The 26,488-nt window shown below is 70.3% G+C and carries 28 protein-coding genes; 8 read left to right on the plus strand and 20 right to left on the minus strand.

Translation table 11 applies throughout. From position 1 onward, the window contains the following. The 3 genes from Q0L54_RS01710 to Q0L54_RS01720 form a co-directional block, all read right to left on the minus strand. On the minus strand, positions 1-1,010 hold a 1,010-nt coding region (locus Q0L54_RS01710), incomplete at its 3' end, for an ATP-binding cassette domain-containing protein (protein ID WP_296664949.1). A gap of 109 nt (positions 1,011-1,119) precedes the next feature. Continuing rightward, the gene (locus Q0L54_RS01715) at positions 1,120-2,199 is read right to left on the minus strand and encodes a BMP family ABC transporter substrate-binding protein (protein WP_296664951.1); all 1,080 of its coding nucleotides are present in this window, start codon (positions 2,197-2,199) and stop codon (positions 1,120-1,122) included. 122 nt (positions 2,200-2,321) lie between these two features. Beyond that, complete coding sequence (locus Q0L54_RS01720; RefSeq protein WP_296664953.1) at positions 2,322-3,407, minus strand: mannose-1-phosphate guanylyltransferase; 1,086 nt, start codon at positions 3,405-3,407, stop codon at positions 2,322-2,324. On the opposite strand from Q0L54_RS01720, the gene sdhC reads away from it, so the two are divergent. From sdhC to Q0L54_RS01745, 5 genes are read left to right on the plus strand one after another with little or no spacing between them, the layout of a single operon-like run. Then, the gene (sdhC, locus tag Q0L54_RS01725; protein ID WP_296664955.1) at positions 3,406-3,834 is read left to right on the plus strand and encodes a succinate dehydrogenase, cytochrome b556 subunit; all 429 of its coding nucleotides are present in this window, start codon (positions 3,406-3,408) and stop codon (positions 3,832-3,834) included. The two genes, Q0L54_RS01720 and sdhC, sit on opposite strands and share 2 nt — an antisense overlap. Beyond that, complete coding sequence (locus Q0L54_RS01730) at positions 3,834-4,280, plus strand: succinate dehydrogenase (RefSeq protein WP_296664957.1); 447 nt, start codon at positions 3,834-3,836, stop codon at positions 4,278-4,280. Before sdhC ends, Q0L54_RS01730 begins: the two co-directional genes overlap by 1 nt. After that, complete coding sequence (gene sdhA, locus Q0L54_RS01735; protein WP_296664959.1) at positions 4,277-6,046, plus strand: succinate dehydrogenase flavoprotein subunit; 1,770 nt, start codon at positions 4,277-4,279, stop codon at positions 6,044-6,046. Before Q0L54_RS01730 ends, sdhA begins: the two co-directional genes overlap by 4 nt. Before the next feature lies 1 nt (position 6,047). Beyond that, positions 6,048-6,812, plus strand: coding sequence for a succinate dehydrogenase iron-sulfur subunit (locus Q0L54_RS01740; protein ID WP_296664961.1), 765 nt, complete (start codon positions 6,048-6,050; stop codon positions 6,810-6,812). Positions 6,813-6,867: 55 nt separating this feature from the next. Then, a complete protein-coding gene (locus Q0L54_RS01745) occupies positions 6,868-7,668 on the plus strand; it encodes a class I SAM-dependent methyltransferase (protein WP_296664964.1) in 801 nt (266 codons plus the stop codon). Here Q0L54_RS01745 and Q0L54_RS01750 read toward each other — a convergent pair. From Q0L54_RS01750 to sigE, 6 genes are all read right to left on the minus strand, one after another. Then, on the minus strand, positions 7,665-8,690 hold the full coding sequence (locus Q0L54_RS01750) for a YhjD/YihY/BrkB family envelope integrity protein (protein WP_296664966.1): 1,026 nt from the start codon (positions 8,688-8,690) through the stop codon (positions 7,665-7,667). The two genes, Q0L54_RS01745 and Q0L54_RS01750, sit on opposite strands and share 4 nt — an antisense overlap. A gap of 7 nt (positions 8,691-8,697) precedes the next feature. Continuing rightward, complete coding sequence (gene trpS / locus Q0L54_RS01755; RefSeq protein WP_296664968.1) at positions 8,698-9,705, minus strand: tryptophan--tRNA ligase; 1,008 nt, start codon at positions 9,703-9,705, stop codon at positions 8,698-8,700. A gap of 80 nt (positions 9,706-9,785) precedes the next feature. Beyond that, positions 9,786-10,109, minus strand: coding sequence for a twin-arginine translocase TatA/TatE family subunit (locus Q0L54_RS01760; protein WP_296664971.1), 324 nt, complete (start codon positions 10,107-10,109; stop codon positions 9,786-9,788). A 4-nt stretch (positions 10,110-10,113) separates the two neighbouring features. Further along, positions 10,114-11,595 carry a trypsin-like peptidase domain-containing protein gene (locus Q0L54_RS01765; protein ID WP_296664972.1) on the minus strand — a complete coding sequence of 494 codons (1,482 nt, stop codon included), beginning with the start codon at positions 11,593-11,595 and terminating at the stop codon, positions 10,114-10,116. Positions 11,596-11,614: 19 nt separating this feature from the next. Next, a complete protein-coding gene (locus tag Q0L54_RS01770; protein ID WP_296664974.1) occupies positions 11,615-12,457 on the minus strand; it encodes an anti-sigma factor in 843 nt (280 codons plus the stop codon). Continuing rightward, the gene (sigE, locus tag Q0L54_RS01775) at positions 12,454-13,041 is read right to left on the minus strand and encodes an RNA polymerase sigma factor SigE (protein WP_296664976.1); all 588 of its coding nucleotides are present in this window, start codon (positions 13,039-13,041) and stop codon (positions 12,454-12,456) included. The genes Q0L54_RS01770 and sigE overlap by 4 nt, the downstream gene beginning before the upstream one ends. A 115-nt stretch (positions 13,042-13,156) precedes the next feature. Between sigE and Q0L54_RS01780 the strand changes: the two genes are divergently transcribed. Further along, positions 13,157-13,786 carry an O-methyltransferase gene (locus tag Q0L54_RS01780; RefSeq protein WP_296664978.1) on the plus strand — a complete coding sequence of 210 codons (630 nt, stop codon included), beginning with the start codon at positions 13,157-13,159 and terminating at the stop codon, positions 13,784-13,786. 9 nt (positions 13,787-13,795) lie between these two features. Here Q0L54_RS01780 and Q0L54_RS01785 read toward each other — a convergent pair whose 3' ends face one another. From Q0L54_RS01785 to dapE, 3 genes are all read right to left on the minus strand, one after another. Continuing rightward, entirely contained in the window at positions 13,796-13,969 is a 174-nt protein-coding gene (locus tag Q0L54_RS01785) for a DUF3117 domain-containing protein (protein WP_296664980.1), read from the minus strand. Positions 13,970-14,078: 109 nt separating this feature from the next. Further along, positions 14,079-14,807: a TIGR00730 family Rossman fold protein gene (locus tag Q0L54_RS01790; RefSeq protein WP_296664981.1), complete on the minus strand. Its 729-nt coding sequence runs from the start codon at positions 14,805-14,807 to the stop codon at positions 14,079-14,081. Next, complete coding sequence (dapE, locus tag Q0L54_RS01795; protein WP_296664983.1) at positions 14,804-15,931, minus strand: succinyl-diaminopimelate desuccinylase; 1,128 nt, start codon at positions 15,929-15,931, stop codon at positions 14,804-14,806. Before dapE ends, Q0L54_RS01790 begins: the two co-directional genes overlap by 4 nt. Before the next feature lie 30 nt (positions 15,932-15,961). Between dapE and dapD the strand changes: the two genes are divergently transcribed. Together dapD and Q0L54_RS01805 are read left to right on the plus strand one after the other, a co-directional pair. Continuing rightward, positions 15,962-16,909 (plus strand): 2,3,4,5-tetrahydropyridine-2,6-dicarboxylate N-succinyltransferase, encoded by a 948-nt coding sequence (gene dapD / locus Q0L54_RS01800; protein WP_296664985.1) that lies wholly within the window; start codon positions 15,962-15,964, stop codon positions 16,907-16,909. A gap of 1 nt (position 16,910) precedes the next feature. Continuing rightward, a complete protein-coding gene (locus Q0L54_RS01805) occupies positions 16,911-17,792 on the plus strand; it encodes a hypothetical protein (RefSeq protein ID WP_296664987.1) in 882 nt (293 codons plus the stop codon). A 256-nt stretch (positions 17,793-18,048) separates the two neighbouring features. Here Q0L54_RS01805 and Q0L54_RS01810 read toward each other — a convergent pair whose 3' ends face one another. The 8 genes from Q0L54_RS01810 to Q0L54_RS01845 all read right to left on the minus strand — a co-directional run bounded on the left by Q0L54_RS01810 (position 18,049) and on the right by Q0L54_RS01845 (position 26,488). Next, positions 18,049-18,336, minus strand: a complete 288-nt coding sequence (locus Q0L54_RS01810; protein ID WP_296664989.1) for a 2TM domain-containing protein — start codon at positions 18,334-18,336, stop codon at positions 18,049-18,051. 68 nt (positions 18,337-18,404) lie between these two features. Then, positions 18,405-19,694 (minus strand): citrate synthase, encoded by a 1,290-nt coding sequence (locus Q0L54_RS01815; protein ID WP_296664991.1) that lies wholly within the window; start codon positions 19,692-19,694, stop codon positions 18,405-18,407. Between the two features lie 48 nt (positions 19,695-19,742). Continuing rightward, the gene (gene dapC / locus Q0L54_RS01820) at positions 19,743-20,852 is read right to left on the minus strand and encodes a succinyldiaminopimelate transaminase (RefSeq protein ID WP_296664993.1); all 1,110 of its coding nucleotides are present in this window, start codon (positions 20,850-20,852) and stop codon (positions 19,743-19,745) included. A 9-nt stretch (positions 20,853-20,861) separates the two neighbouring features. After that, positions 20,862-21,182, minus strand: a complete 321-nt coding sequence (gene fdxA, locus Q0L54_RS01825; protein WP_296664995.1) for a ferredoxin — start codon at positions 21,180-21,182, stop codon at positions 20,862-20,864. 117 nt (positions 21,183-21,299) lie between these two features. After that, positions 21,300-23,057 carry a VanW family protein gene (locus Q0L54_RS01830; RefSeq protein WP_296664996.1) on the minus strand — a complete coding sequence of 586 codons (1,758 nt, stop codon included), beginning with the start codon at positions 23,055-23,057 and terminating at the stop codon, positions 21,300-21,302. Next, on the minus strand, positions 23,041-23,412 hold the full coding sequence (locus Q0L54_RS01835; RefSeq protein ID WP_296664998.1) for a hypothetical protein: 372 nt from the start codon (positions 23,410-23,412) through the stop codon (positions 23,041-23,043). Before Q0L54_RS01835 ends, Q0L54_RS01830 begins: the two co-directional genes overlap by 17 nt. Positions 23,413-23,434: 22 nt before the next feature. After that, positions 23,435-25,336 (minus strand): translational GTPase TypA, encoded by a 1,902-nt coding sequence (gene typA / locus Q0L54_RS01840; protein WP_296665000.1) that lies wholly within the window; start codon positions 25,334-25,336, stop codon positions 23,435-23,437. 108 nt (positions 25,337-25,444) lie between these two features. Then, positions 25,445-26,488: a DMT family transporter gene (locus Q0L54_RS01845; protein WP_296665002.1), complete on the minus strand. Its 1,044-nt coding sequence runs from the start codon at positions 26,486-26,488 to the stop codon at positions 25,445-25,447.

Below are 26,488 nucleotides of genomic sequence, written 5' to 3' on the forward strand. Positions count from 1 at the left end.
GGGACGAACCCGATGCCGGAGTGCAGCACGTCCGTGATGGACTTACCGGTGATGACCTCGCCGTCGAGCGTCGCCTTGCCCGCGTCCGCCACCACCACTCCGAGCAGCGCCTCGGTGAGCTCCGTCTGGCCGTTGCCCTGCACGCCGGCGATGGCGAGGATCTCCCCCGCCCTGACCTTGAAGGACACGCCGGCCAGCTGGACGATCCCGGCATCGTCGACCACGGTCAGCCCGTCGACGTCGAGCATCACGTCGCCCGGCTCGGCGTCCGCCTTGTCGACGCGCATCGTCACGGCGCGCCCGACCATCAGCGAGGCGAGCTCCTCCTGCGTCGCGGTGGGCTCGGCGGTGCCTACCACCTTGCCGCGGCGGATCACGGTGATGGTGTCCGCGACGGCCTGCACCTCGCGGAGCTTGTGGGTGATGAGGACCACGGCCGTGCCGGCGTCCCGGAGGTCGCGGACGATGCCCAGCAGCTCGTCGGTCTCCTGCGGCGTAAGCACGGCGGTGGGCTCGTCGAGGATGAGCACTCGGGCATCGCGCGACAGCGCCTTGATGATCTCCACGCGCTGTTGGGCGCCCACCGGGAGGTCCTCGATGACCGCGTCGGGGTCCACCCGGAAGTTGAAGCGATCGGAGATCTCGCGGACCTTGCGGCGCGCCGATTCCAGGTCGAGCAGCTTGGCCGGGCCGCGGACGTCCTCGTGCCCCAGCATCACGTTCTCGGCGACGGTGAAGGGATGCACCAGCATGAAGTGCTGGTGCACCATGCCGATGCCCGCCGCCATGGCGTCGCCCGGCCCGGCGAAGGCGACCTGCTCGTCGTCGAGCAGCACCTCGCCCTCGTCCGCGTCGTAGAGCCCGAACAGCACGTTCATGAGCGTCGACTTGCCCGCGCCGTTCTCGCCGAGCAGCGCGTGCACGGTTCCGGACTCGACCACCAGGTCGATCCGGTCGTTGGCGGTGAAGTCACCGAAGCGCTTGGTGATGCCGCGCAGTTCCAGTTTCACGGGCGTCCTTCCACGTCTTTGCAGGTATGACTCGAAGCCTACTCTCGGGAAGCACCGAGGGGCGCGTCATGGGCATGGCCCACGACGCGCCCCTCGGGCACTGCGACTGCTAGGAGACGGCGACCGAGATGGAGCCGTCGATGATGCCCGCCTTGATGGTCTCAAGCTCGGCCGCGACATCCGCGGAGACCACGGCGTTGAGGGCTGCAAGGCCCACGCCCTCGTTCTCGAGCGTGCCCAGGTACGGCTCGCCGGAGAAGCCGGCGCCCGTCGCGGTCTCGATGATGACGTCGTGGACGGCCACGCCGGTGTTCTTCAGCACCGAGGTGAGGACGATGTCCGCGTAGTCGGTCGTGACGGTCCAGTCGGCGTCCACGCCGATGATCCACACGTCGCCCGCAGACTGCGCCGCAGCGGCGGCGCCCAGACCCACGGGGCCCGCGACCGGGAGGATGATGTCCGCGCCCTGGTCGATGAAGCCCTGTGCGGTGCTCTGGCCCTTGGTCTGGTCGGAGAAGTCACCGGTGAAGGAGCCGTCCGTGCCGTCCCAGCCCAGCAACGTGACGTCGCCACCGGTGGTCTCGTTGAAGTAGTTGACGCCCGCGAGGAAGCCGTTCATGAAGATCGTCACCGGCGGGATGTTGATGCCGCCGAAGGTGGCGACGGTGCCCGTGGCCGTGGTGGCCGCGGCGGCGTAGCCGGCGAGGAACGCCGCCTCGTCCGTCTGGAACTGGAGCGGCTTGATGTTCGGAGCGTCGGTCTCACCGTTGAAGTCGGCGTCCGCCGCGTCGTCGATGATCGCGAAGTTGGTGTCGGGGTTGGCGAGCGCGCCGGCGATGGTGGCGTCGGCAAGGTTGAAGCCCACGGTGACGATCAGGTCGCACGCATCGGCGACCAGCGCGTCGATGTTCGGCGCGTAGTCGTTGGAGTCCTGCGACTCGGCCGTCTTGAACTCGACGCCGAGCTCCTCGGCGGCTGCCACGAGGCCCTCGTAGCCGGTCTGGTTGAACGAGGCGTCGTCGAAGCCGCCCTCGTCGGAGACCATGCAGGGCTTGAAGTCGATGGTCTCGGTGGGGGTGCTGGTGGTGGGCTCGGATGACGAGCCGGTGTCCTCCGGCGCCGACGAGCACGCTGCGAGCGCGAGCGCCGACACGGCGGCAAGCGCGCCCACACGGATGATGTTGTTCATCAGGTGATTCCTTCTGCTGTTCAGCCCGGCGGTCGCCGAGCGGGTGTGTGCCAACAATCGTACGCGTGGATTGTTACTGGATTTGTAGCCCAAGTTGCGCCCAGGCAACGATTCGGTATCGGTCACGCCGTTTCGAGGGCTCCGGCCGCATCCTTCACGCGCTGGGCGGCACTGCGGACCGTCACCAGGATGGCCTCGTCGGACTCGACCACCACCGCATCGTCCACGCCCACCACCACCACGGGCTTGGTGCCGCCCACCACGACGGCGCCGCGTGCGCCCACCATGGCGACCGCGCCGTCGCGGGCGATCGACACCGCCGCGGCCCCCGCGCCGGACAGCTCGGCGAGGGAGTCGAAGTCCCCCACGTCGTGCCACTCGAACGAGGCGGGCACCACCGCGACCCCGCCCTCGGCGGCCACCGGCTCGGCGATGGCGTGGTCGATGGCGATCCGGGTCAGGGTGGGCCACACGCGCGCCACCACGGCGGCACGGTCGGGGCCGTCCCAGGCCGCAGCGATCTCGCGTGCACCCGCCGCGAGCGCAGGCTGGAGCCGGTCGAGGTGGCCCAGCAGCACGTCGGTGCGCACCACGAACATGCCGGCGTTCCAGGCGAAGCCGCCCCGCTCGAGCATCGCGGCGGCCGTCTCCGCATCCGGCTTCTCCGTGAACGCGACCACGTGGCGGGCGTCGCCGGCGAGCGACTCGCCCATCTCGATGTAGCCGAACCCTGTCGAGGGCTCGGTGGGCTCGATGCCGATGACCACCACCTTGCCGTCCTCGGCGGCGCGTGCGGCCTCGACCACGGTGGCGCGGAAGGCGCCCGCGTCCGGGATGATGTGGTCGGCCGCGAAGGAGCCCATCACCCGGGCGCCCCAGCGCCGCTCGATCACCGCCGCGGCGAGCGCGATCGCCGCCATCGAGTCCCGCGGGGTCGGCTCGGTCACCAGGTTCTCGCGGGGCACGTCGACCTGAGCGGCGACCGCATCGGCGTGTCGCTCTCCGGTCACCACGATCACCCGCTGAGACAGCGGCTGCACACGGCTGACCGTGTCCTGGATCAGGGTGGCACCGGTGCCCAGCAGGTCCAGCAGGAACTTGGGACGATGCGGCTGGGACAGCGGCCAGAGCCGCGAGCCCACACCCCCGGCGGGGATGACGGTGACGAAGTCGGGCAGCAGCGGGGAGTCGGGTGTCGAAGCGCTCATGGACACCACCCTAGAATGGACGGCGTTACCGGTTGCGTTTCGAAGGAGAGCCGTGTCCCCCACGACGACCTTGTATCGAGGACATGAAGGCATGTGGATGTGGGTGGTCCACCGCGTTACGGGTGTGGCCATCTTCTTCTTCCTGCTCGTCCACGTGCTCGACACGTCGCTGGTACGGGTGTCGCCCGAGGCGTACAACGAGATCATCGGCAGCTACAAGACGCCCATCTACGGACTCGTCGAGGCCGGCCTGGTGGCCGCGATCCTGCTCCACGCTTTCAACGGCCTGCGCATCATCGCCGTGGACCACTCGACGTGGGCGCTTCGCCACCAGAAGCAGCTGGTGTGGGCGGTGTGGATCATCTTCGTGGTGCTCATGGTGCCGTTCCTGATCCGCCACCTCGGCCACGTGTTCGGGGCTGCCTGATGACCGCCCCCCGGCTGAAGGATCCGCGCGCCCGTTCTGGCCGCCTCCGCCCCGGTGCCGAGCAGTGGTCCTGGCGCTTCATGCGCATCACCGGCCCACTGCTGCTGGTCCTGATCCTCACGCACCTCTTCATCAACCTGCTGACCGGCGATGGCGTCAGCCAGATCGACTTCGCGTTCGTCGCCGGCAAGTGGGCCTCCCCGCTCTGGCAGGTCTGGGACCTCGTCATGCTGGTGCTCGCGATGCTGCACGGCGGCAACGGCATGCGCCTGCTCGTCAACGATTACGCCACCGGCCGCCGGATGCGGACCACCCTGCACTCGCTGCTCGGATTCTCCGTGATCGGCATCATCGTGCTGGGCGCGCTCGTCATCTTCACGTTCGACCCGTGCCCCGCGGGCGCGGATGCCAGCCTGCTGCCCAGCTTCTGCGAGGGAGTCGCATGACCCACCACGAGTACGACGTCGTCATCGTCGGCGCCGGCGGCGCCGGCATGCGCGCGGCCCTGGAGAGCTCTCAGCGCTCCCGCACCGCCGTGCTGACCAAGCTCTATCCCACGCGCTCCCACACGGGTGCGGCGCAGGGCGGCATGGCCGCGGCGCTCGCGAATGTCGAGGACGACAGCGCCGAATGGCACGTGTTCGACACCGTCAAGGGCGGCGACTACCTGGTGGACCAGGACGCGGCCGAGATCCTCTGCCACGAGGCCATCGACGCCGTGCTCGACCTCGAGAAGATGGGCCTGCCGTTCAACCGCACGCCGGACGGCAAGGTCGACCAGCGCCGGTTCGGCGGTCACACGCGCAACCACGGCGAGGCCGCGGTGCGGCGATCCTGCTACTCGGCCGACCGCACGGGCCACATGATCCTGCAGACCCTCTACCAGCAGTGCATCAAGCAGGAGGTCGAGTTCTTCAACGAGTACTACGTGCTCGACCTCATCCTCGACTCGGACCCGCAGGCTGCGGCTCCCGGCGAGGACGTCGCGGTCGCCGGAGTGGTCGCGCTCGAGCTGTCGACCGGCGAGATCCACACCTTCCGGGCCAAGTCCGTCATCTTCGCGACGGGCGGCGCGGGCAAGGTCTTCAAGACCACGTCCAACGCGCACACCCTGACGGGCGACGGCATGGGCATCGCGCTCGGCGCCGGGCTCCCGCTCGAGGACATGGAGTTCTTCCAGTTCCACCCGACCGGCCTGGCGGGCCTCGGCATCCTGCTGTCCGAGGCCGCGCGCGGCGAGGGCGGCATCCTGCGCAACAGCACCGGCGAGAGGTTCATGGAGCGCTACGCGCCCACCATCAAGGACCTCGCGCCGCGCGACATGGTGGCGCGCGCGATGGCCAACGAGGTGCGCGAGGGACGCGGCTGCGGCCCCCACAAGGACTACGTCCTGCTGGACCTCACCCACCTCGAACCCGCCCACATCGACGAGAAGCTGCCGGACATCACGGAGTTCGCCCGCACCTACCTGGGCGTCGAGCCGTACACCGAGCCCGTTCCCGTCTACCCGACCGCGCACTACGCGATGGGCGGCATCCCCACCAACGTCCGGGGAGAGGTGCTACGCAACAACACGGACGTCGTGAAGGGGCTCTACGCCGCCGGCGAGTGCGCCTGCGTGTCGGTCCATGGCGCCAACCGCCTCGGCACCAACTCGCTCCTCGACATCAACGTGTTCGGCCGCCGCGCCGGCATCGCCGCCGCCGAATACGCCGCCTCCGTCTCGGAGGCGCCGGCCTTCCCGGACGATGCGGACACGCGGGTGCGCACCATGGTCGAGACCCTGCTGAGCACGGTGGGCGGCACCGGCACCGAACGCGTGGCGGACGTCAGGCGGGCGCTGCAGGAGACCATGGACCGCAACGTCCAGGTGTTCCGCGACGCCGGCACGCTCGAGGAGGCCAAGGGCGTGGTCGCCCAGCTCAAGGAGCGCTACAAGGACGTCGCGATCCACGACCGCGGCAAGCGCTTCAACACGGACCTGCTGGAGGCGGTCGAGCTGCAGTTCCTGCTCGAGATCGCCGAGGTGGTGGTCGAGGGCGCGCTCGAGCGGCGCGAGTCGCGCGGCGGGCACTACCGCGAGGACTTTCCCACCCGGGACGACGAGAACTTCCTGCACCACACCATGGCGTACGCCTCTGCCGACGGGGTACGCCTCGACACCAAGCCCGTGGTGATCACCAAGTACCCGCCCATGGAGAGGAAGTACTGACATGACGGCCACCGCCGAGTCCCCCACCGCGGGCGAGGTCGCCACCATGCGCGTCGAGCTTCAGGTGCTGCGCATGAACCCCGAGGGCACGCACGAGCGCAAGGCGGGCGAGTCCTACTGGGACTTCTTCGTGGTCGAGGCGCACCCCACGGACCGCGTGCTCGACGCGCTCCACAAGATCAAATGGGAGCACGACGGCTCCCTCGCGTTCCGCCGCTCCTGCGCCCACGGAGTGTGCGGCTCCGACGCGATGCGCATCAACGCGCGCAACCGCCTCGCCTGCAAGACGCTGCTCAAGGACCTCAACCCCGCGCGGCCCATCAAGATCGAGCCCATCAAGGGCCTGCCGGTCGAGAAGGACCTCATCGTGGACATGGAGCCGTTCTTCGCGTCCTACCGCGAGATCATGCCGTTCCTCATGACCTCGGGCGCCGCACCGGCGCGCGAGCGGCTCCAGTCCCCCGAGGAGCGCGCGCGCTACGACGACACCACCAAGTGCATCATGTGTGCCGCGTGCACCACGGCCTGCCCGGTGTTCTGGACGGACGGGCAGTACTTCGGCCCGCAGGCGATCGTGGGCGCGCACCGGTTCATCTTCGACTCCCGGGACGAGGGCCAGTGGGACCGCCTCGAGGTCCTCAACGACAAGGCCGGCGTGTGGAAGTGCCGCACCGCCTTCAACTGCACCGAGGCGTGCCCGCGCGGCATCGAGGTCACCAAGGCCATCTCCGAGGTCAAGAAGGCGCTCACCACCGGCGAGATCTGACGGACGGCGCGCCCCTCGGCCAGCGCGCGTCCGCCAGGCGTCCTACGGTCGACTCATGGACACGTGGGACGCGGGCGAACTCTACGAGCAGTACATGGGCCGATGGAGCCGGAGCATCTCGGCCAGTTTTCTCGGTTGGCTCGACGCCGACAAGGATGCTCGCTGGCTCGACGTGGGGTGCGGAACCGGGGCGCTCACCGCACAGATCGTCACCACATGTCGACCCTCACGCGTGGTCGGTATCGACACGTCGGAGGCGTTCATCGCCGCCGCCCGCCGGCACCTCTCCACCGCCACCTTCGATGTCGGTGACGCGGCGCAGCTCCCCTATGAGAATCGCTCCTTCGATGTCACCGTCAGCGCGATCGCGCTGAACTTCGTCCCCGCGCCGTCGGCCGCGATCGGCCACATGGTTCGCGTGACGGAGCACGGCGGGCTGGTAGCGGCGTACGTCTGGGACTACGCCGAGGGCATGGAGATGCTGCGCGAGTTCTGGGACGCCGCCATCGCGCTCGACCCGGCGGCATCCGAGCTCGACGAGGCGCGGCGCTTTCCGCTCTGCGCCGAGGGCGCCTTGGCGACCGCGTTCGCGGAAGCAGGACTCACGGAGGTCGAGCAGCAGCCCCTGAAGACGGCGACGGCGTTCGAGTCCTTCGAGGACCTCTGGGAGCCTTTCCTGAGCGGTCAGGGGCCCGCGCCTTCGTATGTCGCGAGCCTCGACGCCGCCCACCGGTCCGCGCTCGAAGGCCGCCTGCGCGGGTCTCTCCCCACCGGCCCGGCGGGCGAGATCACGCTCTCCGCGACCGCCTGGGCCGTCAAGGGCCGCGTGTCCGCACACGAGGCTCGATCGCTCTAGGCCTGGGCGCCGCGGTCCCGCACCGTCGCGCGCGCGGTGGTCACGGGGGTGTCGCGGTTGGGCGCGACCGCCGAGTCGACGGTCATGGTCGGCGCGTCGTCGGGGCGGGCGGTCTCGACGCCCGAGGGCTCCCGATGATGCGCGCCCAGCCACGCGGCGGTGAGCAGCAGGACGCGATTGACGTAGTCGACGAAGATCATCAGCGTGAAGATCGCCGCGAACGGCGCGAGCACCTTGTTGTCCGTCACACCGCTGACGAACAGGCTGATGAACTGCCGCAGCACGCCGATCGCCAGGGCCGAGACGAGCACCACCCACAGCAGGCGCCGGGACCAGGCCGCACCGCCGAGCAGCATCAGCGCGAGCGCCACGAACAGCATGTCGGCGATCACGCCGGCCAGGGCGGCACTGGCGCGCAGCACCCACGAAGGGACCGACATCCCGACGAGCTCGGCGACCCACTCCGCCGCGCCGGAGGCGACCACCTGGATGGCGATGCCGACCACGGCTATCACCACCAACGCGACCAGCGCCACGAGGTCCCGGACCCGGCCGGACACGGGGGACGCGACCTCGCGACCGAGCATCGAGCGCAGGCTGGTGCGCAGGCCCCGCACGTAGCGGGACGCCGTGTTGAGGAGGATCAGCAGCGTGACGACGCCGATGATCCCGGTCGCGAGGGCGGTGCCGCTCGAGGACAAGATGTCCGGGTCGATCAGCCCCGGAGAGTCGTCCGTCGCCACGAGTCCGGGCACGGCTTCGCCCAGGTAGTCGAACATCGCTGCGCGCAAGGTCGGATTGGTGGCGACGGACACGGATGCCACCGTCGCGGCGATGACTGCGCCGGCCGCGATGGACGTCAGGGAGAGGTATGCGATGCCCGCCGCGAGGACGTTTCCGTTGAGGAGCACGAAGCGCCGAAGCGCGCGGCCCCAGGTGCTGCCGTCCCAGCGCTCCTTGGCCTGCTTGCCCCGCGTGACGTACGCGCTCGCCCGCTCCTTGAGGTCCGGATCGTCGCTCATGCGGCTCCTAACGGTGCAGTGCGGGCAGCAGGCCCAGCCTGTCGTAGACGCGGTCCAGGGTCACCTGGGCGATGGCCGAGGCCTTCGCGGCGCCCTGCGCCAACACGGTGTCCAACCGATCCGGCGAGTCGATCCATTCCATCGCCGAGTCGTGCAGCGGCGTGAGGTACGCGACCACCACGTCCGCGAGCTCCGACTTGAGGTGGCCGTACATCCTGCCCTCGTACCGCGCCTCGAGGTCCTCGACGGCCTCGCCCGACAGTGCCGAGTAGATCGTGAGCAGGTTTGAGATTCCGGGCTTGGCGTCGCGATCGAACCGGATCTGGGTCTCGAGGTCCGTCACCGCGGACTTGATGTTCTTGGCGACCTTCTTCGGGTCATCGAGGATCTCGATGATGCCCTTGGGGTTGCCGCCCGACTTCGACATCTTCTTGACCGGGTCCTGAAGGTCGTAGATCTTCGCCGTCTCTTTGACGATGTGCGGCTTGGGGACCACCACGGTGCCCTCGCCGAGGCGCGAGTTGAGGCGCTCGGCGAGGTTGCGGGACAGCTCGAGGTGCTGGCGCTGATCCTCGCCCACGGGCACCACGTCCGTGTCGTACAGCAGGATGTCCGCGGCCATGAGCACGGGGTAGGTGAACAGCCCGACGTTCGCTCCCGACTCGCCGGTCTTCTGGGTCTTGTCCTTGAACTGGGTCATGCGGCCGGCCTCGCCCATGCCGGTGAAGGTGCTCAGCGCCCAGGCCAGCTCCGCGTGCTGCGGGACGTGCGACTGCACGAAGCAGAGGGAGCGCTCGGGGTCCACGCCGGCGGCCAGGTACTGCGCGGCGGTGCGGCGCGTGCGGTCCCGAAGTTGCGCCGGGTCGGGCGACTGCGTGAGCGCATGCAGGTCCACCACCGAGTAGATCGCGTCGTGGGTGTCCTGCAGCTTCACCCACTCGACCAGCGCACCCAGGTAGTTGCCGAGGTGAAGGGAGTCGGAGGTGGGCTGCATGGCCGAGAACACGCGCGTCATGGGCCCATTGTTCCAAACAAGCCGCGGCTCCCGAACCGCCGCGCACCTTCGCGTTCCCGTAGTACGGGACGATGCGCCCGTCAGGTGGCGTCGGCGTCGAACGGCGCGGGGCCGGGCGACGGTTCGGCGACGCGACGAGCCGGCGCCGCGGGCGGCGGCGACGGCTCGTTCAGCGCCTCGCGAACGATCCGGCGGGGATCGTACTGACGCGGATCGAGCTGCTTCCAGTCGACCTCGTCACCCACCTCGGCCTTGACGGTGGCCTTGCCCTCGCGCAGCATGTCGCGCCCGCGCACCACGAGTCCGCGCAGTTGGCGCGCGTACTCGGGCATCCTCTCGGGGCCGATCACCACGATGGCGACCAGCACGAGGATGAGGAGTTCCCCTCCGTTGACGTCGAGCATGGACCTATTCTGACGGCTCCGGAAGGGTGCCGTCGCCAGAACCGCCCGGGTCGGTCGAGGAGCCCGCGTCGCCGTAGTCCACCGCGGTGTTCGCCGCGAGGGTCACGTCGATCTCCTGGGAGCCGCCGTCGCGTTCCACCGTGAGGGTCACGACGTCGCCGGCGGACTTGGCGCGGATCGCGACCACCAGCTCGTCGCCGCGGGTGATCGGACGGCCGTCGATGGCGGTGATGACGTCGCCCTCCTGGACGCCCGCCGCCTCGGCGGGGCCGCCTGCGGCGACGCCTCCGGTCTGCGCCACCTGGACGCCCTCGCCGGTGTAGCTGCCGTCGATGACGACGCCCACGACGGGGTAGGTGGCGGCCCCGGTCGCGATGAGCTCCTCGGAGGTGGTGCGAGCCTGGTTCGACGTGATGGCGAATCCCAGACCCACCGAGCCGGCCTGTGCGGAGCCTGAGGTGGGCAGCGCGGCGATGGCCGAGTTGATGCCGATCACCTCACCCTGCGAGTTGAGGAGCGGGCCGCCGGAGTTGCCCGGGTTGATGGCAGCATCGGTCTGGATGGCGTCGATGTACGCGCTCGAGCTGGCGTCGCCGGCGGTCACCGGACGGTGCAGCGCGGAGACGATGCCGGTGGTGACGGTCGACTGGAGGCCGAGCGGTGAGCCCACGGCGATGACGTCGTCTCCCACCACGAGCGCGTCGGAGTCACCCAGCACCAGCGGGGTGAGCCCGGTCTTGTCGATCTTCACGACCGCGAGGTCGTAGTCGGCGGTGGCACCCACCACCGTGCCCTGGTACTCGGCTCCGTCGCTCATGACCACCGTGACCGTGTCGTTGTCCGAGCCGTCCACCACGTGGTTGTTCGTGAGGATGTAGCCGTCCTCGCGGATGATGAAGCCCGAACCCTCGCCCGCGGTCCGGCCGCCCTGGACGTTCTCGATCGACACCACCGACGGCAGCGCCGCCGCCGCGATCGCGGCGACCGTGTTCTGATCCGTGCGCGCGATGGTCGAGCTGCTCGAGGTGGGCAGCGTGGACCCGGCGGTGGTCGCGGTGCCGGTCGAACCGTCGCCGGCGAACGTGTCGTAGGCCCACGCGCCGCCGAACCCGGCGCCCGCGCCCAGCACGAGCGCCCCGGCCGCGATCATCGCGACCGTGGAGCGCCGCAGCCGGCCGGGTGAGGGGGTCGCCGCGCGGTGCGGGGTGCCGAAGGGCGGCTCCGTCGGGGGCAGGAAGGGCGAGGTGTCGCCGGTCGGGGCGTCGCGGCGCGGCTCGACCGACGGCGGGAACAGCGGGCTCGGGGGGAGCTCGACGGTGTCGTTGGTGACAGGCGCGTCGTAGGTGGCAGGCGCGGCGTAGGGGGCAGGCGCATCCACCGCGTGCACGGCGTCGTGGACGTCCACGGAGCCAGGGCCCGGCGCTCCGGCGGTCTCGTGAGTCGAGGAGTCGAGGTCGCGCGGAGGCGCGAACGGGTTGTCGTTCATCAGGGCACTTCCCTTGTGGCTAGTTGCCGGTCAGGGCATCAGCAAAGACGCCCATCCCGGACATGATGCGGTCGACGAATCCTGGTTCGCCGTCCTGGGGGAAAGCTGCGGCCACGTCCTCAAGCGTCCCCACCGCGCAGGTGCACGTGAGGGACACCACGATCTCGCCGGCCTGCCAGACGACGGACGCGGGAGAGGTACTGACCACAAAGGCGTCGATGCCTTCGACCTCCGCGAGCGGCGCATCGGCCACGTACGCGGAGTTCAGGCGGCCCTGCTGCTCGAGGACCAGGACGGGCTGGCTCCCCGACAGCAGCCGGGCGACCAGCACGGGAGAGCCATCCGAGGCCTCCCGCACCACCGCCTCGACGGGGACGAATCCACTCGCCTGCCAATCCGGGTGGATCCACGCGTTCAACTCGTCCCCGGAGCGCATGCTCTGCGAGTCCAGCTGGACAACGCTCAGCATGCCGTCCTCCGACGATGCCGAAAGCTCGGGGTCGACTTCAGCGGGCGCGCCCGCGACGTAGGCCGCGCCCAGCACGGCCACCAGCACGAGCGTGACCGAGAGGGTCAGGATCACCGGCCGGCGATCGCGTCCGCGCGCGGCGCGTGCACTGCGCGGATTCTCCTGCTCGGCCATCTGCGCCATCCGCTCGCGGTCGAGCAGCCTGCGCGCAAACGTCATGTCGATGCCCGCCTCCGAGGAGTTCAGCGCCTCGCGAGCGGCGCGGAGCTCCCGCCACCGCTCGGTGCACTCCGGGCACTCCGAGAGGTGCGCCATCGCCTCCGCGGCCGCCGGCCGCGAGAGGCGATTGTCGAGCAGATCGTGGATCCGCTCGCCCAGGTGGCGAGCGGTCACGCGCCACCCCGGACCGGGGCACGATGCGCGAGCGACTCGCGCAGCCGGGCACGAGCGCGGGAGAGCCGAGAGCGGACGGTGCCCATCTTGATGCCGAGCGTCGCGGCGATCTCCTCGTACGACAGGCCCTCGATGTCGCTCAGCACCACGGCCGCCCGGTACTCCGGCGGAAGGTCGGCGAGCGCCTCGATGATGTCGTCCCCGAGGTTGGACATGTCGAACGCGTCCTCGGGCTGTCCCGACCGCTCGTGGCGGTCGAAGCTGTCGGAGGTCGCAACCGCCACATCGTCATCCGCCATGAAGTCGAAGCGGATGCGCTTCTTGCGGCGCATGCGGTCGAGGAACAGGTTGGTGGTGATGCGGTGCAACCAGCCCTCGAACGTGCCGGGCTTGTACTGCGACAGGGAGTTGAACACGCGGACGAACACGTCCTGCGTGAGGTCCTCGGCATCGTGCTGGTTGCCGGTGAGGTGGTAGGCCAGGCGGTACACGCGCGCCGAGTGGTCCTCGACGATGCGCTCCCAGGTCAGTTCGGGCGCGGAAGCGTGCGCGATCTCGGCGGCCTCAATGGTCGTCTCAGTCATCGTGCTCCCCTCCTGTTCACATCGGTTCAACGGGTTGCGACACATCCATGTTCCCATCGCAACCTGAGAGTTCGCTGAGACCGACCTATACGCTGACCACAAAAGAGGAGGCGCGATGGGCACCGAGGCAGCGAACTGGGCGTACGCGGAGGACTTCGTCGAGGAGGACCGCTTCATCCTCGAGGCGCGCGACGTCGCGGACCAGCTCGGATGCGTGCCGGTGCTGCCGGGCGCCGCGCGGGTGATCGAGGTGCTGGCCCGCGCCATGCGGGCGACCACGGCGGTCGAGATCGGCACGGGCGCGGGGGTGTCCACCGCCTACCTGCTGCGCGGGATGGCACCCGCGGGCGTGGTCACCACGATCGACGTCGAGCCCGAGCACCATCAGGCGGCGAAGCGGACGCTTGCCAAGGGAGGCTTCGCGCCGGAGCGGGCGCGAATGATCACCGGCCGAGCGCTCGACGTCCTGCCGCGCCTCACCGACGCCGGCTACGACATCGTCCTCATCGACGCACGCAAGTCCGAATATCCCGCATACCTGGAGCACGCGCTGCGGCTGCTGCGTCCCGGCGGGCTGGTGCTGATCGACAACGCGCTGTGGCACGGTCGGGTCCCGGACCCCGCTCAGCGGGACAAGGACACCACGGCGGTGCGCGAGACGCTCAAGGCGGTGCGGGAGGACGAATCGCTCACGATCGCCCTGATGACCGCCGGAGACGGGCTGCTCGCGGCGATCAGGTCGTAGAACGAAGGATCAGGCCTGCGGGAGTGCCGCGTGGAGCGCGTCGCCGAGCTGCTGGACCTCGTCCGCGGTGATCTCGACCACCAGACGCCCGCCGCCCTCGAGCGGGACCCGCATCACGTAGCTGCGACCCTCCTTCACGACCTCCATGGGGCCGTCACCGGTGCGGGGCTTCATTGCAGCCATCGTGTGGTTCTCCTCGGGTGCATCGCGGCGCCACCCAAGCGCGGCGCCTCGCACAATTCTACTGCCCGCCCAGACCCGGCCCAAATCCCCGCCTGACGGCCGCCCTGCGTCAGCCGCCGTCGCGCGTGAGCGCCACCACGCGCTCGACCGCCTCCACCGGATCATCGGTCACGTGGATGAGGTCGAGGTCGCTCAGCGCGATCTTGCCGTCCGCCTCGACGGTGTCGCGCAGCCACTGCACCAGGCCGTCCCAGTAGGAGTGGCCGAGCAGCACGATCGGGAACCGGCGGACGGTGCGCGTCTGGACCAGCGTGAGGCACTCGAAGAGCTCGTCGAGGGTGCCGAACCCGCCCGGGAGCGCGATGAAGCCCTGCGCGTACTTCACGAACATCGTCTTGCGTGCGAAGAAGTACCGGAAGTTGATGCCCAGGTTGACGTACTCGTTGACGCCCTGTTCGTAGGGAAGCTCGATACCGAGCCCCACGGAGGTGCCTCCCGCCTCGGCCGCGCCCTTGTTCACGGCCTCCATGCACCCCGGGCCGCCGCCCGTGATGACCGCGTAGCCCGCTTCGACCAGCAGGCGACCCACCGTGACGCCCCACTCGTACTCGGGGGAGGACGGAGCCGATCGCGCGGAGCCGAAGACCGTGATGGCATCGCCGATCTCCGCGAGAGCCCCGAAGCCCTCGACGAACTCCGACTGGATGCGCATCACACGCCACGGGTCCCCATGGAGCCAGTCCGCGGTGGCCTGCTCGTCGAGCAGCCGGCCCGACGTCGAGGTGGTGGGGACGTTGCGGCCGCGCAGCAGCACGGGTCCCTTGCGGTACTCGGTCATGATCCTCCTCGGGACGTGAGCCACTCCTCGAGCCCGGCGCGGCACAGCCGGATCTCCTCGACGGGACACCGCTCGTCGTCGTGGTGGGCGAGCTCCGGGTCCCCGGGGCCGTAGTTCACGGCCGGGATCCCGAGCGAGCCGAATCGCGCGACGTCCGTCCAGCCCTGCTTGGCGCGGGGCTCCGCGACGCCGGTCGCGGCCACCGCGGCCACGAACTCGCGGGAGAGCGGCACGTCGAGCCCCGGGCGAGCCGCGGCCGATTCATCGGTCCAGACCAGCGACACCCGGCGGCCTCCCGCCGGCTCGGGAGCGGCGGCGAACGCCTCGTGCACGAACCGCTCCACCCTGGCCTTCGCGGCGTCCAGCTCCCACCGCGGGCTGAAACGGTAATTGATGGTCACGGTGCAGGCGTCGGGGATGACGTTGCCCGCGATGCCACCCCGGATGCCCACGGCGTTGAGTCCCTCGCGGAAGACCAGGCCGTCCACCTCGACGTCCTCCGGCTGGTGCGCGGCGAGCGCGGCCAGCAGCGGTGCGGCCCCGTGGATGGCGTTGACGCCCTTCCAGGCTCGCGCGCTGTGCGACGCGACCCCGTGGACGGTGACCTCGGCGCGGAGCGTGCCGTTGCAGCCGCCCTCGATCACGCCCTGCGTGGGCTCGCACAGCACGGCGAAGTCCGCACGGATCAGGTCGGGGCGCTCACGCGCGAGGCGGCCCAGCCCATTGCGCTCCGCCTCGACCTCCTCCTGGTCGTAGAAGATCCACGTGACGTCGCGGCGCGGGGCGGTGAGCGCGGCGGCGAGCGACAGTTGGACGGCGATGCCCGCCTTCATGTCGACGGATCCGCGGCCCACGAGCTCACCCTCGGGCGACCACCATCCCGGGACGTTGCCCGTGATGGGCACCGTGTCGAGGTGGCCGGCGATCGCGACCCGCTGGGCTCTGCCCAGGTGGGTCCGGGCCACGATGGAGTTGCCCAGGCGCACCACGTCGAGGTGCGCGTGACCGGTGAGCGCCCGCTCGACCGCGTCCGCGATGCGGTCCTCGTTGCCCGATACGGAGGGCATGTCCACCAGCGCCTTGGCAAGATCCTCGACGGGCGCCGAGAGGTCGAGGTGCGTCATGTCGTCAGCCTAGCCACGTACCCTGGGGACATGACTCGACCCGCCTTCGGATTCGGCCTGGCCACCACGGACTCCCAGGGCGTCGTCCTCGACGCCTGGTACCCCTCCCCCGCGCTCGGCGAGCCCAAGGCGCGGGACGATGCACCGGCCCAACTCAAGGCCGCCGAACGCACCGATGACCTCCGCGACGTCCAGATCCGCGTGGTCCGCACGGTCATCGACCTCGACGAGCCGCCCGCAGGGGTCGAGGACGCCTACCTGCGCCTGCACCTGCTCAGCCACCGCATCGTCCAGCCGCACGGCCTCAACCTCGACGGACTCTTCGGCGCGCTCACCAACGTGGTGTGGACGTCGGACGGCCCGTGCGCGATCGATGGCTTCGAGTTGGTGCGCCTGCGGTACAGGGCGTTCGGCCGCCAGCTCACCGTCTACGGCGTGGACAAGTTCCCTCGCATGGTCGACTACGTGGTGCCGTCGGGCGTCCGGATCGCGGATGCGGACCGCGTGCGACTGGGCGCGCACCTCGCCGAGGGCACCACCGTCATGCATGAGGGCTTCGTGAACTTCAACGCCGGGACCCTGGGCCACTCGATGGTCGAGGGCCGCATCTCCGCCGGGGTGGTCGTGGGAGACGGCTCGGACGTGGGCGGCGGCGCGTCGATCATGGGCACCCTCTCCGGCGGCGGCAAGGAGACCATCTCGCTGGGCGAGAGGTCGCTGCTCGGCGCCAACTCCGGGCTCGGCATCCCCCTGGGCGACGACTGCATCGTCGAGGCGGGGCTCTACGTGACCGCGGGGTCCAAGGTGCTGCTCGTCGGCCAGACGGACGATGACGGCAACCCCGTGATCGTCAAGGCTCGCGAGCTGGCGGGAAAGGACGGGATCCTGTTCCGCCGCAACTCGCAGTCCGGCGCGCTGGAGGCCGTGCAGCGCCAGGGCAAGGGCGTCGAGCTCAACGCCGCGCTGCACGCGAACTGACGTGACGCGGCGGCGACGCACCGTCGCCGCGCTGGCGGTGCTTGCGGTCGCCTCGGGCGCGGCGATCTACGGGATCCACCTGTGGGGCCAGTACGGCGAGCGGATCCTGCCGAGCGAGAGATGCACGGCGACGCTGGGCGAGGACGCCAACACCCTGTCCGCCGAGCAGGCGGGCAACGCGGCGCTGATCGCCGCGGCCTCGGCGCGGCTCGGGCTGCCGGCACGCGCCGCGACCATCGGCATCGCCACCGCCATGCAGGAGTCCTCGCTGATCAACATCGACTACGGCGACCGGGACTCGTTGGGCCTGTTCCAGCAGCGGCCTTCGCAGGGCTGGGGCACCGAGGACGAGATCCTGGATCCCTACTACTCGTCGGACACCTTCTTCGCCGCGCTCGCGCGGGTCGAGGGGTGGGAGGACATGGAGGTGACCGTGGCCGCCCAGACGGTGCAACGCTCGGCATTCCCCGATGCGTACGCCCGGCGGGAACCCGGCGCGCGCCTGTGGGCGTCGGCGCTGCGCGGGTACTCGGGTGCCGCCGCAGTCACGTGCGACGTGGGTGAGGGGGACGGGACCACGGCCCAGGAGTTCGCGGCGCGCGTGGACCGCGACTTCGGCGAGGGTCGCTACGAGGTGAGCGTGCTGAGCGCAACCTCCGAGGCGATCTGGCTCGACGTGGTTCCCGCGGGGAGCGACCAGGTGCTGGCAGCGTCGTTCGCGTCCTGGGCAGTCGCGGTCGCCGCCGACGAATCCATCGAGGCGGTCGCCAACGGCGATGCGGGGTGGGACCGCGAGCAGGGCGCCGGCGTCATCGACGTGCCGCAGCCGGCGGCGGGCATCGCGGTGCGGCTCACGCCCGTGGACCTGACGCCCGAGGGTTAGGTCCGGGCTCCATCGGACCGGGCACCGTCAGCGGTGTGGCTGAGTGTCGTTTTGAGACGCGATTCGGCTCAACGGTGTGCCTGAGTGTCGGTCTGCGACGTGGAGTCGTCTCGATCACCCGGCGTTGACGTGCACCGACACTCAGACACACCGTTGATGGATCTCGGCGCCGAAAGCGACACTCAGGCACACCGCTAGTTCGCCACGTGGGTGGAACCGGGCTTCAGCGCAGGCCAACGGCGCGCGGCGCGCTCGGCTACGCGTCAGTGGTGTCGCGCTTGAGCTTCCTGTACTCGCGCTCGATCCGGTCCTCCGTGGGGCGGCCCAACCCGGGCAGGAAGGCCGCGGCCGCCGTGAACGCGAGCGCGATTCCCATGCCGAACATCGCCCACACGGGCCAGAAGTAGCCGCCGCCCGACATCCACCACACCACCGTGAGCATGGTCCACACCACCGCACACACCACGGCGAACCAGTAGAAGCCGGTGCGCGCCTCGACGCGCCGCTTCGCCTCGCGCCTCAGCGCGTCGTCATCCGTAGACATCCTGGGCTCCTATCGTCCTAGCCCTCCCCCTCACTCCAGGGTGGCACGCGGACGACGGCGTCGCAGGCTCAGCGGTCGAGCAGCTGGACGTAGTCCCGCTCGACCTCGCCCGTGTAGATCTGGCGGGGTCGGCCGATCTTGGTGCGGGGGTCGTTGAGCATCTCGCGGTAATGCGCGATCCAGCCCGGCATCCGGCCCAGCGCGAACAGCGGCGTGAACATGGGCGTCGGAAAGCCCATCGCCGAGTACAGCAGGCCCGTGTAGAAGTCGACGTTCGGATAGAGCTTGCGCTCGATGAAGTAGTCGTCGCTGAGCGCGATCTCCTCGAGGCGCTGCGCCATCTCGAAGGTCTCGTCGGAACCGCCCAGCTCGGTGAGGAGCTTGTCCGCCACCTTCTTCACGACGGCGCCGCGCGGGTCGTAGGACTTGTAGACGCGGTGGCCGAACCCCATGAGGCGGGCGCCCTCGGCCTTGTCCTTGACCTTGGCGACGAACTGCTCGACGGTATCGCCGGACTCCCTGATCTGGTCGAACATCCGCAGCGCCGCCTCGTTGGCACCGCCGTGAAGCGGGCCGGACAGCGCGCCGATGCCGGCGGACACCGAGGCGAAGATGTTGGCGTGGGAGGAGCCGACGATGCGCACGGTCGAGGTCGAGCAGTTCTGCTCGTGGTCTCCGTGCAGGATGAGCAGCAGGTCGACGGCGCGGCGCACAGCGGGGTCGATGTCGATGTCGCCGGACTCCGGCGCGAACGCGATGCGCATGAACTCGTCGACGTAGTGGCCGCCGCGGCGCGGCTCGATGAGGTCCCCGCCGCCGGCACGCCGCTGGAGGTAGGCGATGACCGTCGCGGACTTCGCCAGCAACAGGACGGTGGCCAGCTCGATCTGCTCGGGCGAGCGACCCACGGACTCCGGGTAGAACGTGCTGAGCGCGCTCACGGCGCCGGACAGCACCGCCATGGGGTGTGCGTCGCGCGGGAACGCGCCCAGGAACGTCTTGATGCCCTCGTGCACGTGCATGTGACGGGACACGCGGTTGTTGAGCGCCGTGAGCTGGTCCTGCGTGGGCAGCTCGCCGTGGATCAGCAGGTACGAGACCTCGAGGAACGTGGAGTGCTCGGCGAGCTGCTCGATGGGGTATCCGCGGTAGCGCAGGATCCCGTTGTCGCCGTCGATGTAGGTGATCGAGCTCTCGCACGAGGCGGTGTTCATGAAGCCCGGGTCGACGGTGACAAGGCCGGTGTCGCGCAGCAGCGTGGAGACCGAGACGCCGTCGTTGCCGATGGTGGCGCGCTCCAGCGGGAGTTCGCGCGTGGTCCCGTCGACGGTCAGTCTTGCATCCACCACGTGTGCCATGCTCTCCCCTTCCAACCGCCAGTCCGGTGCCAGTGCTTGGGTCCCGGTTTACAAGCCTTTTGCGAGCCTACTAGATGCCGCAGAGACTTCCGCATCCCCGGCGGTGAGCGCGATGCGCACGTGCCGCCGGGCCGCCTCGCCGTAGAAGGCCCCCGGAGCCGCCAGGATGCCGCGTCCCGCGAGGAAGTCGAGCGTGTCCCAGCAGTCCTCGTCTCGGCTGGCCCAGAGGTACAGTCCCGCGTCGGACCCGTCGACGCGGAAGCCCGCGGCCCGCACGGCGGGCAGAAGCGACTCGCGCCGCGCCCGGTAGCGCTCCTTCTGAGCGGCCACGTGCGCGTCGTCGCCGAGCGCCACCGTCATCGCCGCCTGCACGGGGGCGGGCACGATCATGCCGGCGTGCTTGCGCGCCTCGAGCAGCGGCCCCACCACGGCCGGGTCCCCCGCGACGAAGGCGGCGCGATACCCCGCGAGGTTGGATTGCTTCGACAGCGAGTAGACCGCCAGCACGCCCGCGTGGGAATCGCCGCAGACCCGCGGGTCCAGGATCGACGGCACGTCGCCGTCCGACCAGGAGAGCTCCGCATAGCACTCGTCCGAGGCGACCAGCGCGCCGATCTCCCGCGCGGCCCCGACCACCTCGGCGAGCCATTCCGCCGAGGCGACGGCACCCGTGGGGTTCGACGGCGAGTTGACCCACACCAGCCGGACCGCGGGGTTGCCACGCCAGTCGTCGACATCGTCGGACGCCAGCGGCGTCGCGCCGGCGAGGCGCGCGCCCACGTCGTACGTGGGGTAGGCGGCGCTCGGGTGAACCACGATGTCACCGGTGCCGAGGCCCAGGTACGCGGGCAGCGTGGCGACCAGCTCCTTGGACCCCACCGTGGGCAGCACCGCCGCCGGGTCGACGCCCGGCGCGTGCCGGCGCCGGGCGAACCACGCCGCGACCGCCTCGCGCAGGGCCAAGGTTCCGTGCGTGGTCGGATACCCCGGCGCGTTCGCCGCCGCCGCGAGCGCCTCGCGGATCACCGCGGGGGTGGGGTCGACGGGCGTGCCGACGGAGAGGTCCACCAGGCCGTCAGGGTGCGCAGCGGCGCGGGCGCGATAGGGCGCGAGGGAGTCCCACGGAAAGTCGGGAAGCGAGCGCGGGCTGAGGCCCATGCGCCCGGGTCAGCCGTTCTGGGGGGCCAGCGACTTGATGAGGTCGTGGTCGTGCTCGATCAGACCCATCTTGGCCGCGCCACCCGGAGAGCCGATCTCCGAGAAGAACTCGACGTTGGCGCCGTAGTAGTCGGCCCACTTGTCCGGCACATCGTCCTCGTAGTAGATGGCCTCGACGGGGCACACCGGCTCGCAGGCGCCGCAGTCGACGCACTCATCCGGGTGGATGTAGAGCATGCGCTCGCCCTCGTAGATGCAGTCGACCGGACACTCGTCGATGCACGCCTTGTCCTTGACGTCGACACACGGCAGGGCGATGACGTACGTCACGGCGCCTCCTCCATCCTCGGGGCCTTAGGGACGCCGCCATCATACAGGCGAGACCCACCCCGGAGACCGCCTCGCGGGCGACGGGTAAGGGTCACCGGGGCGACCGCATCGTGCCCGCTAGACGCACCTCACGCCGTCGTTGGGCTTGTAGGTCCAGGTGTAGGACTTCTTGTCCACCAGGTCGCCCTTGAGGAACACCTCGCGGGTATTGGTGATGGTGAACCCGTCCGCCCCGATGGGCGTGTTGATGCACCCCTCGTGGTCCGACTCCACGGTGGTCGCCTTCTTGACGTTGCTGCGCGGCGACGCCGAGGTCTTGACCGTGAAGTACGGGGTGGACCAGACGTCGACGTGGAGCTCCCCGCCGGTCACGTACGAGCTCAGCACCAGCGCGAAGGGCGTGTTGTTCTTGAACTTGACGTCGATCGACCCGATGTAGATGGTCGACTCGCGGCCCGCGGGATAGCGCGAGAAGTACTTCGAGTGCGGACGATGCTCGACGTCCTCCAGGCCGGTGAAGTACGAGGCGTTGTACAGCGTGGTGGCCATCTGCGACAGCCCGCCGCCGATGCCGTCGGAGATGAATCCGTCGACGATCACGTGGGCCGGGTAGAACCCGTTCTCCGCGGTGATCGGGCTGAGGGCGCCGAGAAGCGAGAACGTGTCGCCCGGTTGGACCACCTGACCGGTGATCAGCTCGGCGCCGCGGACCAGGTTCTTGGTTCGGATCGGCTCGGGCGTGAGCGGCGTCGCGAAGCCCGCAACCTTCTTGGTGAAGTCGGAGACGCCCAGCTCGTCGCTCGTGATGGCGGGCTCGGTCTCCTTGTACGGAAGCTCGCCCGCGCGGTCCGCCGACGTCGCGGCGGCGACCACGGCGTCGCCCAGCAGCGCCCCGTCGATCGCGCGACCCGGCTGGGACTCCACCGTCTTGAGCGCGTGGTTGGCATCGAAACGGAACGATGCGGAGGAGGCCGCGCTCACCAGGGTGGGATCGGCGGATTCCAGTTCGGCGGCGAGCGGCTCGCCGTCGATCGTCAGCGCCAGGGCGCCCTCGATCGCGACCACCGAGCCGAAGCGGGTGAGCTGTTCGGAGGTCACCGTCGCGTCGCCATTGGGTCCGGTCATGGCGACCTCCCCGGCCAGGACGTCCGCATTGAGCTCGGCGGCGAACGTCTCCGCGTCGGCGGTGGAGATCTGGGCGGGCGCGGGCGCTGTCACGGCGGGGAACGTGTCGACGGGCCAGGCGGCGGCGAGGCCCGCGGCCGTCGCCTCGGCATCGACCGCCTCGCCGTCCACGGCGGGTTCGCCCGAGGCGCCCGTCTCGGCCACGATCACGCCTGCGTCCTGCGCGGGGACGTCGAGCGTCTCGCCCGTGGCCTCGACCGCCGCGACCAGGGCGTCCTCGTCGACGGTGGTCACCGGGACCAGGTCCACGCGGCGGCCGGTGAACGTCCGGAGGATGTCGTAGGGGTTGAGGCTGAAGCGCATGAGCGAGTCCACCGTGGCGTCCGCGTCGGCGACGAGCCCCGAGTCGTCCGGGACGATGCTCGCGGAGCGCTCCTCGGCGGTGAGGATGACCGGGGTGGTGCCCACCTCGGTCACGGCCGGCGCGAGCGCCTCGACGGCCGCGGCACGGCCCAGGCCGCCGATGTCGACCCCGAGCACGAACGTGCCGGCGGGGATGCGGCCGGCCGCATACACGGCGGTGCCCAGGTACCCGGCGCCAAGCAGGACGACCACGACCAGCGCGACCCACCGGCCCCAGTGCACCTGGCGCTCGGGAGCCTGCTCGACCACCGCATCGTCCCCCACCGCATGGTCCGCATCAGGCCAGGCCTGGTGCTCGCCGGTCCCGGTCTCAGCGTCCGTTGCCACTTCGCCCCCGTTCGTCGTCGCCCACCAGCAGCCGGCCCGGCAGCACGGCGGCGATGACGAACATCGCGGCGCCGCCGTACACCCACGTCAAGCCCAACCCGTCCTGCGCGATCAGCAGCGAGCCGCCGGGCCCGGGGGCCGCGAGCACCAGGGTGACCGCGACCCAGGCTGCGCCCATGATCGCGAGGCCCAGGAACCCTCGCCAGGCGCGCGCGAACACGCTCGAGGCGGCCATGAGAGCGAGGCACAGCGTCACTCCCCACCCCCCGAGGGCCCGGTGCGCGCCCGCGCCCACCATCGCCGTGACCACGCCCATGGCGGCGATCACGGCGAGTGACGAGGCGGCGCGAACCATGCGGACCATGGTAGGTGCGGGATCAGGCGTTCTGGCGCTTCGCGCGCGACGTGGCGCGAGCCCGCTCGGTCTGGTCCAGGATCACCTTGCGGATGCGCACCTTCTCCGGGGTCACCTCGACGCATTCGTCCTCACGGGCGAACTCGAGGGACTCCTCGAGCGTGAGGCGGCGGGGCGGCGCCATGCGCTCCAGCTCCTCACTGGTGGAGGAGCGGATGTTGTTGAGCTTCTTCTCCTTGGTGATGTTGACGTCCATGTCCTCGTTGCGCGAGTTCTCGCCCACCACCATGCCCTCGTAGGTCTCCTCGGTGGGGCCCACGAAGAACGTGCCGCGGTCCTGGAGCGCCATCAGGGCGTTGGAGGTCACGGCGCCGGCGCGGTCCGCGACCAGCGAGCCGTTGGTCCGGTACTCGATGGCCCCGGTCCACGCCTCGTAGCCGTGTGCGATCGAAGACGCGATGCCCGTGCCGCGGGTGTCGGTGAGGAACGTGCTGCGGAAGCCGATCAGGCCGCGCGCCGGCACGATGAACTCCATGCGCACCCAGCCGGTGCCGTGGTTCGACATCGACGACATGCGGCCCTTGCGGCTCGCGAGGAGCTGCGTCACGGCACCCAGGTGCTCCTCGGGGACGTCGATGGTCATGTGCTCCATCGGCTCGTGGATCCGCCCATCCACCTCGCGGGTGACCACCTGAGGCTTGCCCACGGTGAGCTCGAAACCTTCGCGGCGCATCTGCTCGACCAGGATGGCGAGCGCCAACTCGCCGCGCCCCTGGACCTCCCAGGCGTCGGGGCGCTCGGTCGGGAGCACGCGGATGGAGACGTTGCCCACCAGCTCCTTCTCGAGGCGGTCCTTGACCTGACGCGCGGTGACCTTGGCGCCCTTGACGCGGCCGGACAGCGGCGAGGTGTTGATGCCGATGGTCATCGAGATGGCCGGGTCGTCGACCGTGATGAGGGGCAGCGGCTTCGGGTTCTCCAGGTCGGTGAGCGTCTCGCCGATGGTGATGTCCTCGATGCCGGCGACCGCGACGATGTCGCCGGGGCCGGCGCTCTCGGCGGGGACCCGATCGAGGCCCTTGGTCTCGAGCAGCTCGGTGATCTTGACCTGCTTGAGCGAGCCGTCCGCGCGCGCCCAGGCCACCTGCTGGCCCTTGCGCAGCGTGCCGTTGTACACACGCAGCAGGGCGAGGCGGCCCAGGAACGGGGACGCGTCGAGGTTGGTGACGTGCGCCTGAAGCGGGGCTCCCTCGTCGTAGCTCGGCGCCGGGATGCGCTCCATGATCACCTTGAACAGCGGCTCGAGGTTCTCGCCGGCCGGCAGCGTGCCGTCCTCGGGCTGCTCGAGCGACGCGATGCCCGCCTTCGCCGAGGCGAACACCACGGGAACCTCGAGGAGCGCGTCGACGTCGAGGTCCGGGACCTCGTCGTGAAGGTCGGACGCCAGGCCCAGCAGGAGGTCGTGCGTCTCGTCCACGACATCGGAGATGCGGGAGTCGGGGCGGTCCACCTTGTTGACCACGATGATCACGGGCAGGTGGGCCGCCAGCGCCTTGCGGAGCACGAACCGGGTCTGGGGAAGCGGGCCCTCGGACGCGTCGACCAGGAGCACCACGCCGTCGACCATGCTCAGGCCGCGCTCGACCTCGCCGCCGAAGTCCGCGTGGCCGGGCGTGTCGATGACGTTGATGGTCACGCCGTCGGGACCCGCGGCGGCTCCGGTGTAACGGATCGCCGTGTTCTTCGCGAGGATGGTGATGCCCTTCTCACGCTCGAGGTCGCCGGAGTCCATCGCGCGGTCCTCGACGTGGGCGTGATCGCCGTAGGCGCCGCCCTGCACCAGCATGGCGTCGACGAGGGTGGTCTTGCCGTGGTCGACGTGGGCGACGATGGCGACATTGCGCAGGTCGGAGCGCAGGGGCATGCGGGAACTCGTTTCGATATCAGGGGGATGGCGATCCGACGTGGACCGGCATCCCATGATACCGGGTGTGTCGAGCGGGCGTTCGGACGGGTGCCGCTGGGGCGGAGGTCAGGACGGAATGGGCGCCGGCGAGGCGTCGACGGCGGGACGATGCGGGAACCCAGCGGGCTCGTGGGCATCGGGCAGGGCGGCGGTGGGCACGTCCGCGGTACTCGGGTCTGCGGCGGGCTCCCCCAGCCGGATCAGCACCACTCCCACCAGGATGAGCCCGGCGCCGGCGAACTGGATGGCCGCGGGGGCCTGCCCCAGCAGCACCCATGCGAATCCGGCCGCCGCGACCACCTCGAGCAGCGCGACGAAGGACCCGAGCCGGGCGCCCAGCCGACGGGTCGCGGCGATGCCGGCCACGTAGGCGACGGCAGCCGTCACGACACCCAGGAGCAGCACGGCGCCCCACCACGGCAGCTCGAACGGCAGCAGCCGCACGGGTGAGGCGCTGACGGACATGGGCAGCAACCCGCTCACGGCGGCGAGCCCAAGGATCGCGAGCGCCACCACCAGCCCGCCCCAGGCGAGCGTCACCGGCGGCAGTCCCGTCGACGTGTCTCCCGAGATCACGAAGTACACCGCGGCGCCCACCATGGCGAGCAGTGCCCAGCCCACGCCCACGGCGTCGACCTGGACGCCGCCGCTGAGCAGCCCGAGCAGCAGCACCAGGCCGCCCACCGCGACGGTCGCGCCCAGCAGGGTGAGCAGTCCCGGGCGCTGCCCGCGGGTCGCCCACAGCCAGCCGACCACGACCACGGGCGCCATGTACTCGATCAGCAACGCCACGCCCACCTCGAGGTGACCGACGGCGAGGAAGTAGAAGAGCTGGGCGCCGGCGACGGCGAACACGCCGTACGCGATCACGGTGCCCGCCGCCCGGCGGAGCAGGTGCCACCGGCCGCGCAGGGCGACGATGGCGGGCACGGCGAGCACCACGGCCGCGATCGCGACGCGCACCAGGGTGGCGGAGCCGGCCGTCCATCCCGCGTCGAAGAGCGCCCGTCCGAGACTTCCGGACAGGCCGAAGGCGCCGGCCGAGAGAAGCGCGAAGAGGAGTCCTGAGACGCGGCTCGGTCGGATCGTGTCATGAGTCAAAGGCGTCAT

The sequence above is a fragment of the Demequina sp. genome (genome assembly GCF_024642165.1).
Taxonomy (GTDB): Bacteria; Actinomycetota; Actinomycetes; order Actinomycetales; family Demequinaceae; genus Demequina.